Source organism: Chryseobacterium soldanellicola (assembly GCF_900100115.1).
GTDB lineage: Bacteria > Bacteroidota > Bacteroidia > Flavobacteriales > Weeksellaceae > Chryseobacterium > Chryseobacterium soldanellicola.
In genome coordinates, this window is the sequence record NZ_FNKL01000003.1 from 442,219 (window position 1) to 455,583 (window position 13,365).

The window sequence follows — 13,365 nt, forward strand, 5'->3', positions numbered from 1 at the left end:
TATTTGGTTTGATTTGCTTAAAGCTTAAATTATTATTTTGAATGAAATTTATTATACTCTTCAATCATTATATCTGTAAACTGTTGGGCAATAGGGACAAAATTATAATTATCCACTATATTTTTTCTGGCATTGTGCTTATAAATTTTAAATTCTTCAGCATCCATATTTCCAAATTTTTCAATAGCGTTCCTAAACTCTTCCATAGAGTTTTCTGAAAATATCAATCCCTTCATATTTTCTGCTCTCGAAATGTTAATTTCATTTTTTTCAAGTATAACAGGCAGTTCACATGCCTGTACTTCGTAATAGCTCATGCTGCATTGTCTCGGAAAAATAGCCACATCTGCAGTCTGATAGAATTTTGCCAGATCAAAATAGGTTTGGGTAGGAAATTTGATAATAAAATTTTCAGATTCAGAAAAGATTTTATTTACATCATCGCCGTATTCATCTTTTGGAGGATTTCCTATGATAATAAATTTAACATTTTTATCCTTAATATTTATTTTCTTTTGAAGAGATTCTGCCAAGAATTTTCCTCCTTTGGCGGGATCCATTTTTCCTGCATAAATGACAACAAAGTCATTATCGTCTATTCCCAATTCTCTTCTAAATTCTTTCTTTACTCTTGAATCAGGCTTATAAAATTCTGTATCTGTACCGAAAGATAAAAGTTTTGTTTTTTCAAGAGGGATATTGTAATGTTTTTGAACAAAATCTGTATCTACTACTCTGATAAGAGGGATATTATTCTTTAAAATCACCGGAGTGACAAATTTTCTGTAAAATGCCCTAAAATATTCTCTGAATTTGTTTTCGGATGCCATTTCTAGCATATGACAGTCTAACACATAGGGAATATTCATGTTTTTATAATCCCAAAGAAGTTTCATTCCCGTAACCGTATCTTCATTATGAATAAAAAGGACATCCGGATTAAGGGATTTAATAATTTGATGTACTCCCGGTTTAAAAATTGCGCGACCACTATAATAGGCATATAATGGATGTCTTATAATTTTTACCCCTGTAGCTTTTTCAAACATTCTATCTTTTTCTTCAATATTATCTTTTCCAAAAAAAGAGGTAAGAAAAGTTGGAATTTTATCAAGCTCTCCTGTTACAATAACAACTTCGTGGCCTTGCGCTGCCTGAAGTCTTGTGAGTAGATTCACCTGATATCCAGCATTAGGATGTACAAAATCTTCAACATGTACAAATTTCATTTTAATAATTTTTAAGTTGTTCAAGAATCAATTCTCCTGATTTTCCATTCCCATATAATTCTTTACCAAAATCCTGTTTGATATTTAGTATTCTATGTGCTTTTTCAGTAATTTCCTCCTTAAAAATTTTGGTAAGAATATTGTAACCATTATCTACTAACTCTCTCCATTCTGTTTCATCTCTAAGGGTTAAGCACATTTTTTTAAAGAAATATGCTTCCTTCTGCAGTCCTCCGCTATCCGTTATCACAAATTTGCAATTATTTAAGCACCAGATCATTTCAAGATATCCTAAAGGCTCAAGAAACATAATATTGGTATAAAAATCTTTATAATCAGGTTTTAAAACCTCTAATTTTGATTTTGTTCTCGGATGCAATGGTAAAACAATTTTATGTTCGTTCCCAATGACATTGAGGGCATCAAAAATGGTCAGAAGTTTTTCATTATCATCTGTATTTTCGGCTCTGTGAACGGTACAAAGCACAAAGCTATCCGGGACCTGCTTATCAAACTTAATTTCATTTTTAGAATAAAAAAGAGAAGCGTCCAACATGATATCACCTGTTTTAAAAACTTTTTTATCCTTAAAATTTTCAAAGCCTTCATTTTTAAGATTGTCTATTGCGTAATCTGTAGGGCAAAAAAGGATGTTACTTAATCTGTCTGTTACAATTCTATTAACCTCTTCAGGCATATTATTATTAAAAGATCGAAGGCCTGCTTCTACATGTGCTAATTTTATATGAAGCTTGGAGGCTACTAAAGCTCCGGCCAGAGTTGAATTGGTATCTCCATATACTAAAATCCAATCCGGATTTTCTGCTAAAACCACTTTCTCGATTTCGATCATCATTTTACCGGTCATTTCACCGTGAAGCTTACTCTGAATATGGAGATTGTATTCCGGTTTTGGAATACTCATTTCATCAAAAAAAACATCAGACATGTTCTCATCGTAATGCTGACCTGTATGAATTAAAATTTCTTTAACTTCTGGATCGCTCTGAATTATCCGGCTCAAAACTGCAGCCTTAATAAATTGAGGTCTAGCCCCTATGATTGTTACTATTTTCATTTATGTATGTATTTTTAACTGTATTTTCTAATGATAAGAAGAGAAAAACAAGAAATCCTCCCCCTGTCACTAGAGAAGTAAATAAAGATGTATTCATTAATGTGCCTAAAAAAGGTATCAAAATACATATCAGAAATATCTTGTTATAATAAAGGCTGATTTTATTGAAAATAATGAAAATACAAAATAAAATAAACGCTGAAAGCAGTATTCCGCCATCTCCAATGGCTGCAATACCATCAGTCGCCCAAAAATTGGCATTTGCATTCATTTCATCAGACCAGTATTCTTTACCGACTACCTGTCCTATTGAACTCTCTCCGTATGGATACCCATGTGTAATAGCGTTAATTACATTTATATGAGAATAATGGGTGTTGGGATGGTCAGTAAAAAATTTATGATAATAATTGGTAAGCAATCCTCCATTTCCTAAAATTCTCATCCAGAACAGGGCAGAAAAAATTGATAAACCTGTAATTAATGTAATCGTCATTAAACTTATCAGCCCCAGCCCTATTGTAGAAAAGGAATTTTTTAATGATGACTTTATCAGCAGCTTATAAATTCCAAAAATAATAAATGGAAATAAAAGGATTTGCTTGTCTGCAGTTGACATGTAGATAATAGTACTCCCAAGAATCGCCGAAAAAAAATAAATTCTTTTTTTCGCAAAAAGTCCATAAGTAGCACATATAGGGATAAAAACATTGGCTAGCCATGCCCCGCAATAAGCAGTAAATACATCCTGCCCAAGTTGTTGGGTTGCTGATCTCTGAATATAAACATCTTCATAAGACGCAAAATTAAGGCTTCCTCTGTAAACGAAAGCAATATATGCTGTACATAACCATGTCAGTACTAAAATAACTTTGAAAGGCTTAATATTAGAAGGTAGAACAAAACTTCCAGAAATTTTAACTCTATCAGCTACAAACAGCAAAGACATGCTCAGCATAAATAAAAATTGAAGAAACATTACATAAGATATACTTCCCTCTTTATTATAGAAAAATGTAATAATTATTGGAACATATAAAATATAATAAATAAAAATTGATATAAAACTCGATATTTGCTTAATTCCACTATGAAGTGTCACCGGTAAAACTGCCAGTATAAAAGTATAAAGCTCAAGCTCAGGATGGGTAAGTCTAGTATCTATAATATCAAATCCTGCATAGAGATAAGCACCATACAGAAATTCTCTATATCCATAAGCGAATAAGAAAGAGTATATGATGGCTATTATAATTTTTGCTATCTTTTTATTGTAAATTCTCTTAAACATGTTTTGATATTTTGAAAGATAGGAATAAAAATAAAATATTAAATATTAATGAATTTAAGCTAAATAATATCAAAGATACCGCAGGGCTTGAAAAAAAATGGAATCCTAAATATATCATTACTCCTCCAAAAAGTGCATTCAGAAATTGCAACCTCATCAACAATTTCTGTTTTTCTCTTATGTAAAATATAGTATTAAGGGGTGTTGCTATAAACTCTACCAATAAAAAAATAGAAATTATTCTTGCAAAAATTCCTGCGTCATGCCATTTTTCACCAAATATAATTTCAAATAAATATGGAGAAATTATAAACAATGCCAAATAACACGGCAATGACATAAATAACAGTTTTTTAAATGTTGATTTATAAAGCTCTTCACAATTTCCTTTTTCTCTTATTTCATCAATTGCATCATTCCTGAAAACATTCGCAATAGAACTTGTAATAACAATATTTGGAAGTCTTAACATTCTATTTGCCATAGAAAAAAAACCGACGACAGTTGTACTGTAAAGTACTGAGAATAAAATCGGTATAAATTGCTGACTTGCTGTAAGAGAAAGATCAGAAAAAATCATGTACCTTGGAAAAGAATAATATTTCTTCGCAACTATTTTTATATTTCTTTGCTTAATTATATCTTTTAACAGATCCTTTTCTGAAACAAGTAAATAGAAACTGGAGATAATTACCCCTATTATCAAAGCCCAAATCATTCCGCTTTCAAGATGGATTACACCAAAAAAAATACTGCAAATGGTTGTTAAGATCACCTGAACTGCATTTGCAATGGTAATTTTTTTATAATTCTTTTTTCTCTGACACCAATATCCCAATGCAGAATATACGGCAATAAAAAAAATATAAATAGGAGCAAGATAAGCTTCTCTATGAACTAAAAAGCCCGTCTTATCGTAAACATGAAAAACAGATTTTAATAAAAATATTAGTATCAGATATACTATAGAAACGAATGCTCCTATGCAAATTATCAGTTTAATTATTTTTAAAGCCCTGCTATTGCTGCTCGGTAGCCCTACTGCTAGTTCGTATCTTCCTGTGGATAAAACTGCAAAAAAAATACTAAAACTAGTAAATACGGATAAAACCCCGAAATCTTCAACAGAAAACAACCTTGATAAAAATGGAGAAGATATTACAACAATACCCTGGCTTAATATTGTACCGAAGGCCAGGGTAGAAACATTTCTTAGAAACTTATTTCTAGATATTTCTTTGAGTTTCTTTTTCAATCCTTAGTTTTTTGAAGAACTCTTCAATGCATAAATCCGTTCAATAATATCCACTACCTTCAAACCTTCCAATGCATTGGTAGTAATGGTATTTCTTCCTTTTAATACGTCTACTACGTTTTCAATAATATAGTGATGATTAGCTGCAGAACCTTTATAGGCGCCGTAATCATTGCCCGGATTTGTAGGGGCCAGTTCAGGCATTACATAATCTTTTACATTACATGCTTCCACTTTATCCATATATTGTCCACCGATTTTTACCGCTCCATTTTCTGCGATAATCGTCATAGAGCTTTCAAGGTTTTGATTCCAAACAGATGTTGAGTAATTTAAAGAACCCATTCCTCCATTTACAAAATCAAAACTTACAAATCCGGAATCTTCAAAATCAGTAAGATTTTTATGATTAAAATCTGCAAATTTCGCCTGAATATTGGTAAGATCACCAAATAACCAATACATGATATCTATAAAGTGAGAGAATTGTGTAAACAATGTTCCACCATCGAGATCTTTTTTCCCGTGCCAGGATTCAGGCTTGTAATATCTGTCATCACGATTCCAGTAGCAATTAAGCTGAACCATATATATATCTCCCAGTCTTCCGCTTTCTACCATTTCTTTTATCCATGCAGAAGGTGGAGAGTAGCGGTTTTGCATTACGGCAAAAACCTGCTTATGCTTATGAAGTGCCTGAAAAATAAGTTTTTCAGCATCCTGTTTATTGAGAGCCATTGGTTTTTCAACCACAACATGCTTTCCTGCATCAATAGCTTTATAGGCCTGCTCGAAATGAAATCCGTTTGGTGAAGCAATATTAATGACATCTACCTCAATACCAGATTCCAGGAAATCATCCAGGGAGGCAAAAAAAGGAACATCATAGCTTTCGATTCCTAAAACAGATTTATCTTTTACATCGACTAAAGCCACCAGCTCACATTCGGAATTTCTAGACACCATCTCGGCATGTCTTTTCCCGATATGCCCACAACCGATAACTGCAAATTTAATTTTATCAGACATTTGTATTTTTTAAATTTTTGAAACTTTATTATTTTCAAGCTTATATTTTTCGCCGCTTTCATCACACACTGCAATACCTTCCTCATTAAAATGAAGACGCTGGCCAAACTCGCTCATCCATCCCATTTGCCTTGCAGGATTTCCGACTACCAAAGCATAATCGGGAACCTCTTTTGTCACAACAGCACCGGCACCGATAAAAGCATATTTACCAATATTATGCCCACAAACGATGGTCGCATTGGCGCCAATCGAAGCCCCTGTTCCAACATGTGTCTTTAAATATTCATTCTTTCTGTTTACAGCACTTCTTGGGTTGATAACATTTGTAAAAACCATTGAAGGACCCAAAAAAACATCATCATCACAAGTTACTCCTTCATATATGGAAACATTATTCTGAACCTTCACATTCTTTCCTAAAACAACTTTAGGTGAAACCACTACATTTTGCCCAATATTACATTTTTCTCCCAAGATACAATTGGTCATGATATGTGAAAAGTGCCAAATCTTAGTTCCGGCTCCTATTTCGCAGCCTTCATCTATAACAGCTGTTTCGTGTGCAAAAAAATCCGACATGTTTTTTTCTTTATAATTGATTATTAGTTAAAAAAGTTTTTTATTTCCGATATAATAAAATCTGATATTTCTTTATCAAATTCCGTATGTACGGGAAGCGAAATAACCTCTGTACATAACTGCTCGGTAACAGGAAGGCTGAAACCTTCTTCTACATACTGCTGAAAAGCTTCTTGTCTGTATAACGGAAGCGGATAATAGATCATGCTCGGGATATTTTTTTCACCGAGATATTTTTGTAATTCATCTCTTTTTCCATTTTTAACCCTTAAGGTATATTGATGGAAAACGTGGGTAGAATTATGTGCTCTTTTGGGAACCTGAATTTCAGAAATACCGGTAAGATTTTCATCATAATAATCTGCCATTTTATTTCTCGCTTCTGAATATTCATCAAGATGCTTCAGCTTTACTTTAAGAACAGCAGCCTGAATCGTATCTAATCTTGAGTTGCATCCTAAAACTTTGTGATAATATTTCTTTTGCTGACCATGGTTTGCAATCATCCTTATTTTCAAAGCAAGATCATCATCATTAGTCATTAGAGCCCCGCCATCTCCATAGCATCCTAAATTTTTTGAAGGAAAGAAAGAAGTACATCCAATATGGCCCATAGTTCCGGCCTTCACTACTTTTCCGTCTGAGAATGTATAATCAGAGCCCATTGCCTGAGCATTATCTTCGATTACAAATAAATTATGTTTTTCTGCAAATTCAAGAATCTTCTCCATATCGGCGCTTTGTCCGTATAAATGCACCGGAACAATTGCTTTTGTATTTGGAGTTATATATTTTTCTAAGCCGTTAAGTTCAATATCAAATGTATTTTCATCTACATCTACCATGATAGGCTTTAAGCCTAAAAGTCCTATAACTTCCGCTGTCGCCACATAGGTAAAAGCAGGGCAGATCACTTCATCTCCCGGTTTCAGATCAAGAGCCATCATTGCAATCTGCAAAGCATCCGTACCGTTGGCACAAGGAATAACATGCTTTACATTTAAATATTTTTCAAAATCCTGTTGAAATTCCTTTACTGCAGGACCATTAATAAATGCCGTGTTATCAATACAATCCTGAATTCCGGCATCAACTTCTTTTTTTATTTTTTCGTATTGACCTTTTAGGTCAACCATCTGAATTTTCATACTAATTTATGTTTTTTACTTTGAATTTTAGAGATCAATTACTTCTCTATAAGTTCACTAATCTTGTTTCCTATAGAAAGACATGAAGTAGCAGCCGGTGAAGGTGCGTTTCTGACATGGATGATGTTTCCGTTTTTCACGATATCAAAATCATCAATCAGTGCCCCATTTCTGTCACAAGCCTGTGCTCTCACTCCAGAACCGCCTGTAACAAGATCATTCTCCTGTATTTCCGGCATAAGCTTTTGTAATGCTTTTGTAAAAGCGGATTTTGAAAGAGAACGATGCACTTCTCCCATCCCTGTTTTTCCGTATTTAGCAACAATTTTTCTAAAACCCGGCCATGTAAGGGTCTGCATGGTTTCACTGAAACTGAAGTCAAAAAACTGATATCCTTCTTTTCTAAAAGCTAATACTGCATTCGGGCCTGCTTCAATATTTCCATCTATCATACGGGTAAAGTGAACACCCAAAAACGGAAAATTAGGATCCGGAACAGGATAAATAAGATGCTTTACGAGATATTTTTTTTCGTCCTTTATTTTATAATATTCTCCTCTGAAAGGAATAATGATCACATCATTCTTTTCATTGGTCATTTTTGTGATTTTATCCGAATATAATCCGGCACAAGAGACAAGCTTCTTTGTTTTAAACTCAGCATTATCGGTTTTAATAATAATTTCCGAATCTTTATTAATAATGTTTTTTACTTCATTATTAAATTTTATTTCTCCGCCAAGCTCTTCAAAAAGTTCTTTTATTTTTTTGGCAATTCCCGGATAATCTATAATGCCGGTCTGCGGAACCTTAATTGCTCTGACACCTTCACAATGAGGTTCTATTTCACGGAATTCTTCTCTTGAGAGATATTTCAGATCATTAAGGCCGTTGTCTATCCCTCTTTTATAGATATTGTCCAAAAGCGGAAGTTCTTCCTGGGAGGTTGCCACTATTATTTTACCGCACAAGTCATACTTAATTCCATACTCTTTAGCAAAGTTTATTACAGAATGATAGCCTTCAATACAGTTTTTGGATTTTAAACTTCCTGGTTTATAATATATTCCACTATGAATCACACCGCTATTGTGCCCGGATTGATGCAGAGCTACATCATTTTCTTTTTCTAAAATTAAAACTTTAGAATTCGGGTTTTTAAGCTTTGTGTGATAGGCAGTCGCCAGTCCGACCAGGCCTGCACCGATAATTACGATGTCATAGTTCATTATCAAATATTATAGTCTTGCGTCTACCAAATTTCTGTCTAAACAAGCTTTGGTATCAAAAACCACTGCGTTTTCTTTCTTAAGCAGATTGAGATCCATCTCAAGAAATTCGTTATGAGAAACTGCAATGATAAGAGATTCGTATTTTTTTCCTTCTATTAAAGCTTCAAGAATATCAATTCCGTATTCATGCTTTACTTCTTCCTTATTAGCCCAGGGATCATAAATATCTACATTTACGCCATAATCTGTAAGCTCTTTATAAATATCTACAACTTTTGTATTTCTTACGTCAGGACAGTTTTCTTTAAAAGTAACCCCTAAAATTAAGGCTTGAGAATCTTTAATAACTCCACCTTTAGCAATAAGAAGTTTTACTACTTTAGAGGCGACAAACTTGGCAATAGAGTCATTGACTCTACGTCCTGATAAGATGACATCCGGGTGATAGCCCAGCTGTTCTGCTTTGTGAGCCAAATAATAAGGATCGACAGAAATACAGTGGCCACCTACTAAACCTGGTTTATATTTAAGAAAATTATATTTTGTTCCTGCTGCTTCCAGAACGTCATTGGTATCAATACCAACTCTATCGAAAATCAATGCTAATTCATTAACAAAAGATATGTTTACATCACGCTGAGCATTTTCTATGGCTTTAGAAGCTTCCGCAACTTTAATGCTTGGTGCTTTGTGTGTTCCTGCGGTGATAATTCTTTTATAAAGATTGTCTACTTCTTCTGCAATTTCTTCTGTAGATCCTGAAGTTACTTTTTTAACGCTTGTTAAAGTATTTATTTTATCTCCAGGATTAATTCTTTCCGGAGAATAGCCTACAAAAAAGTCTTCATTGAATTTTAAGCCTGAATGCTTTTCTAAGACAGGTACACATTCTTCTTCGGTACAGCCAGGGAAAACTGTAGATTCATAGATCACAATATCTCCTTTTTTGATAATTCCTCCTAACATTTTTGAGGCAGAAATCAGAGGATTGAGATCCGGAGCATTATATCTGTCAATTGGGGTGGGAACAGTTACAATAAAAATATTGGCTTCTGCGATATCAGACAATTCGCTTGTCGCTTTGTATCCTTTGTCACCATTAGATTCATTATATACTTTTAAGCCATTATTAAGTTTTTCTATATCAGCTTCCAGTGTTATATCCAAACCATTATTAAGCTGATCAACCCTTTCTGTGTTGATATCAAATCCTAAAACAGGATAATGACCAGCAAATTCTAAAGACAGGGGCAAACCTACATAACCCTGTCCAATAACAGCTATTTTATATGTTTTCATCATTTTAGCTAAATTTATTTTTAATTTTTTCGAACCATGTCTGTTCTTTATGATTATTATATCCGTAACCGTATTTGTTGCTATAGCCTAAATTTTCTCTGCTGACATCATTGAGAACAAATCCAACATTTTTGATTTTATTCTGGCTAATGTTCTTATTTGCAAATTCTGTTAAAACTTTTTCTGTGTATTTTGATCTTGAAACATAAATAGTAACATCTGCCCATTCTGCTATCAGGAAAGTATCTGTTACCAAAAGCAACGGAGCCGTGTCCAAAATAATATAATCATATCTTGATCTTAATTCATCTAACAATACTTCATATCTCCCATTCGACAATAATTCTGTAGGATTTGGGGGAATCATTCCGGAATAAATCACATCCAGATGGGGATTGAATGACGAAACATGAATCACCTCTTCAAGTTTAGTTTGATCGGAATAAAGATATTCTGTAAGTCCCATTAATCCCTTTCTTGCAGGATTATATCTCTGTAGCTGAGGATTTCTGATATCAGATCCGATAATAATTACTTTCTTTTTAGGATTTGCCAATGTTAAAGCAAGATTCACTGATGTAAATGTTTTACCTTCTCCTTTTACCGTTGAAGTTACAAAAACAACTTTTCCTCCTTTTTTATTCTTCGGAAGCATAAAATTCATATTGGTAATAAGAATTCTGAATGCCTCCGCCATCGGAGTAATATCATTCATCTGAACGATTTCAGAATCTCCTCTCTCAAGGCTTGGTAATTCTGCAATAATCGGTGCTTTAACCAATTTTTCTAAATCGTGCTTAGTAAGGATCTTATTATTTAGTAATTGTGACAGATAAATAAAAATAAATGGTATCAGCAATCCTATAAATAAAGCGATAAGAAGAATAACATTTCTTTTGGGAGAAACCGGAATTCCTGAAGCATACGCTTTGTCAATTACCCTGGCTTTTGGAGCAGTAATAGATAATGAAATAGCTGTTTCTTCCCTTTTCTGAAGCAATAAAAGGTATAAATTTTCTTTTATCTGCTGCTGCCTTTCAATGCTTCTGAACATTTTCTCGATGGATGGAAGCTTGGATATTTTATCTGAAACTTTATTCTGTTCTCCAACATATTCATTTTTAGCAAGCTCAAGACCCGTTCTATTTCTCTGTAAACTCTGTATAATAGAGGTACGCATAGAATTAATCTGCTTGGTAACATCAACTACTGTTGGGTTTTCCGGAGTAGCAGACTCAAGCAATCTGTTTCTTTGTAAAACCAGCTGATTGTATGCGGAAACCCCGGTCATTGCATCCGGATTATTTAATCCTACATTTGATGGAAATACCTGATACTGAGCCTGATTATTAACAAAAGTTATCAATGCATTTGTCAATTCCAACTGAGCATCTACATCCAGCTGCTTTGCTCTCGCCGCTGCAGAGCTTTCTAAATTAATTTTAGCTTCAGTCTCAAGATCTGTAAGGTTATTTTTTGCTTTAAAACTTTCTTTTTGGTTTTCAACATCGCCTAATTCTCCTGATAGTTTTTTAATTCGGTCTTCAATAAAATCTAAAGTTTTCTCAGATTCCGAGTTTTTATCTAAAATAGCATCATTATTATAAGCAATAACCAAAGAATTGAGAATATCCTCAGCCTTTGAGACCTGAGGGTATTTCATAGTAAGCTTAACAACGGTTGCATCTTTTGTTACTAAACTTACATTAAGATCACCCTGAAGGCTGCTCACTTTAGATTCAAGTGAGGAAATCTGCAATTCTAAGTTTTTAATATCTAACCCTTTTGCCGAAGCAGGATTAAATTTATTATTTTTAGTAATAATAATGTTTGCAAACGGTAATCCTATCGTTTTGTTATACGTTGTAACGATTTCTTTAGTAAGCTTTTCTGATTTTAAAATAAGTTTATCACCCTCAATAGTAAGGTTAACAGTATTATTTGTTCCGTTATTAGGCTTTTCTGAAATTATTTTTACTTCTATAGGAGAAGTTTCCTTGTACAGCTCTATAGTGGCAATTCTTCCTTTTGCGATAATATTGGTCTGAAGATTCTGGCTGATGATAACATCTCTCATCATTTTTTTCGATTTCAGAATCTCTATTTCATTACCGATACTATTGGTTTTCAACCCTCCAAAACCAGACAGATCAGGCAATACCCCCAAGTCGCTGCCTACAGGCGAGGTTGAATTTTTAGCATCTTTTATAAGTACTGATGACTGAACCTCATACACAGGCACCATAAATTTCAATGAAATGTAACCTAGTATTAAAGCAATAAAGGCACTTAGAATAAACCACGGCCATTTTCTTAAATAGGGTTTAATAATTTCATTAATATCAATACTTTTATTTTCTACTTCTGAAAATTGTGAAGATTCGTTGTCCATTAATTTTTTATTTCTTGAATAAACTTACTACTACTGCTACTGCAGTAATGGCTATAGATGCTGCTGTTAAATAAAGTCCGGTATTCGGGTTCTGCTTTGCTGAAAGGTCTCTTGTATTACTAGATGAAACGATAACTGCATCTCCCTGTTTCAAATTATAGTAAGGTGAATTGATAAGATTAGCATCCTGTAAATTAATTTTTCCGTGGGTAATATTTCCATTTTCTGTTCTTATTACAAGAATATCCTCTCTTTTTCCATACATTGTAAGATCACCTGCAAGACCTAACGCATTTAAAATTGTTGCCTGCCCGTTTGCTATAGTATAATCTCCCTGTCTGTTTACTTCTCCGAGAACAGTAATTTTGAAATTAGCAAGTCTTACGCTTATCGTAGGATTGATGACATATTTTGTCATTTTATCATGAAGCTCATTTTTAAACTCTACTAAAGATTTATTGGTTGTATTAATTTTACCTAAAATAGGAAAATCAATATTACCTTCAGTATCAACAATATATGTAGGTCCTGAAATGGTAGTAGAGCCCTGACTTGGTGTATTTCCACCAGCCGTTGCATTAGTTTGAATCATTTCAGAGGAAGAATAATTCTGGTTGAATGGCTTTACAACATCCATATCCTTCGCTGTAATCAGGATAATTAATTGATCCCCTACCTGTATTGTAGAGTTAGAATTTTTTGCAGATGCTTCTGTTGCAACCTGCTCTATATTTTGCATATAGTTCAAATCATTGTGCCTGTTCGGATTAGTCTTACATCCAATTAATAAAAGCACAACAAATAATGCCAATATTTTACCCTTCATATTT

At 33.5% G+C, this 13,365-nt stretch carries 11 protein-coding genes; all 11 read right to left on the bottom strand.

The annotated features are described in order from the left end of the window. Nucleotides 1-32: 32 nt before the first annotated feature. From BLT04_RS11525 to BLT04_RS11575, 11 genes are read right to left on the bottom strand one after another with little or no spacing between them, the layout of a single operon-like run. Nucleotides 33-1,229: a glycosyltransferase family 4 protein gene (locus tag BLT04_RS11525; RefSeq protein WP_139166241.1), complete on the bottom strand. Its 1,197-nt coding sequence runs from the start codon at nucleotides 1,227-1,229 to the stop codon at nucleotides 33-35. A gap of 1 nt (nucleotide 1,230) precedes the next feature. After that, complete coding sequence (gene wecB / locus BLT04_RS11530; protein WP_089755959.1) at nucleotides 1,231-2,307, bottom strand: non-hydrolyzing UDP-N-acetylglucosamine 2-epimerase; 1,077 nt, start codon at nucleotides 2,305-2,307, stop codon at nucleotides 1,231-1,233. Then, a complete protein-coding gene (locus BLT04_RS11535) occupies nucleotides 2,279-3,598 on the bottom strand; it encodes a hypothetical protein (protein ID WP_089755960.1) in 1,320 nt (439 codons plus the stop codon). The genes wecB and BLT04_RS11535 overlap by 29 nt, the downstream gene beginning before the upstream one ends. Then, on the bottom strand, nucleotides 3,591-4,853 hold the full coding sequence (locus BLT04_RS11540; RefSeq protein ID WP_089755961.1) for a lipopolysaccharide biosynthesis protein: 1,263 nt from the start codon (nucleotides 4,851-4,853) through the stop codon (nucleotides 3,591-3,593). Before BLT04_RS11540 ends, BLT04_RS11535 begins: the two co-directional genes overlap by 8 nt. A gap of 3 nt (nucleotides 4,854-4,856) precedes the next feature. Continuing rightward, nucleotides 4,857-5,882, bottom strand: a complete 1,026-nt coding sequence (locus BLT04_RS11545; RefSeq protein WP_089755962.1) for a Gfo/Idh/MocA family protein — start codon at nucleotides 5,880-5,882, stop codon at nucleotides 4,857-4,859. A 9-nt stretch (nucleotides 5,883-5,891) separates the two neighbouring features. Then, nucleotides 5,892-6,464: an acyltransferase gene (locus tag BLT04_RS11550; RefSeq protein WP_089755963.1), complete on the bottom strand. Its 573-nt coding sequence runs from the start codon at nucleotides 6,462-6,464 to the stop codon at nucleotides 5,892-5,894. A gap of 23 nt (nucleotides 6,465-6,487) precedes the next feature. Continuing rightward, nucleotides 6,488-7,612: a DegT/DnrJ/EryC1/StrS family aminotransferase gene (locus BLT04_RS11555; RefSeq protein WP_089755964.1), complete on the bottom strand. Its 1,125-nt coding sequence runs from the start codon at nucleotides 7,610-7,612 to the stop codon at nucleotides 6,488-6,490. A gap of 38 nt (nucleotides 7,613-7,650) precedes the next feature. Further along, nucleotides 7,651-8,841 (bottom strand): L-2-hydroxyglutarate oxidase, encoded by a 1,191-nt coding sequence (lhgO, locus tag BLT04_RS11560; protein WP_089755965.1) that lies wholly within the window; start codon nucleotides 8,839-8,841, stop codon nucleotides 7,651-7,653. 9 nt (nucleotides 8,842-8,850) lie between these two features. Further along, the gene (locus BLT04_RS11565; RefSeq protein ID WP_089755966.1) at nucleotides 8,851-10,146 is read right to left on the bottom strand and encodes a nucleotide sugar dehydrogenase; all 1,296 of its coding nucleotides are present in this window, start codon (nucleotides 10,144-10,146) and stop codon (nucleotides 8,851-8,853) included. Between the two features lies 1 nt (nucleotide 10,147). Next, nucleotides 10,148-12,535, bottom strand: coding sequence for a GumC family protein (locus BLT04_RS11570; RefSeq protein ID WP_089755967.1), 2,388 nt, complete (start codon nucleotides 12,533-12,535; stop codon nucleotides 10,148-10,150). Nucleotides 12,536-12,542: 7 nt separating this feature from the next. After that, entirely contained in the window at nucleotides 12,543-13,361 is an 819-nt protein-coding gene (locus tag BLT04_RS11575) for a polysaccharide biosynthesis/export family protein (RefSeq protein WP_089755968.1), read from the bottom strand. Between the last annotated feature and the right edge of the window lie 4 nt (nucleotides 13,362-13,365).

Coding starts and splice junctions, on each gene's coding strand:
- BLT04_RS11525 (WP_139166241.1), bottom strand. CDS start 1,229: ATGAAATTTGTACATGTTGAAGATTTTGTACATCCTAATGCTGGATAT.
- wecB (WP_089755959.1), bottom strand. CDS start 2,307: ATGAAAATAGTAACAATCATAGGGGCTAGACCTCAATTTATTAAGGCT.
- BLT04_RS11535 (WP_089755960.1), bottom strand. CDS start 3,598: ATGTTTAAGAGAATTTACAATAAAAAGATAGCAAAAATTATAATAGCC.
- BLT04_RS11545 (WP_089755962.1), bottom strand. CDS start 5,882: ATGTCTGATAAAATTAAATTTGCAGTTATCGGTTGTGGGCATATCGGG.
- BLT04_RS11550 (WP_089755963.1), bottom strand. CDS start 6,464: ATGTCGGATTTTTTTGCACACGAAACAGCTGTTATAGATGAAGGCTGC.
- BLT04_RS11555 (WP_089755964.1), bottom strand. CDS start 7,612: ATGAAAATTCAGATGGTTGACCTAAAAGGTCAATACGAAAAAATAAAA.
- lhgO (WP_089755965.1), bottom strand. CDS start 8,841: ATGAACTATGACATCGTAATTATCGGTGCAGGCCTGGTCGGACTGGCG.
- BLT04_RS11565 (WP_089755966.1), bottom strand. CDS start 10,146: ATGATGAAAACATATAAAATAGCTGTTATTGGACAGGGTTATGTAGGT.
- BLT04_RS11570 (WP_089755967.1), bottom strand. CDS start 12,535: ATGGACAACGAATCTTCACAATTTTCAGAAGTAGAAAATAAAAGTATT.
- BLT04_RS11575 (WP_089755968.1), bottom strand. CDS start 13,361: ATGAAGGGTAAAATATTGGCATTATTTGTTGTGCTTTTATTAATTGGA.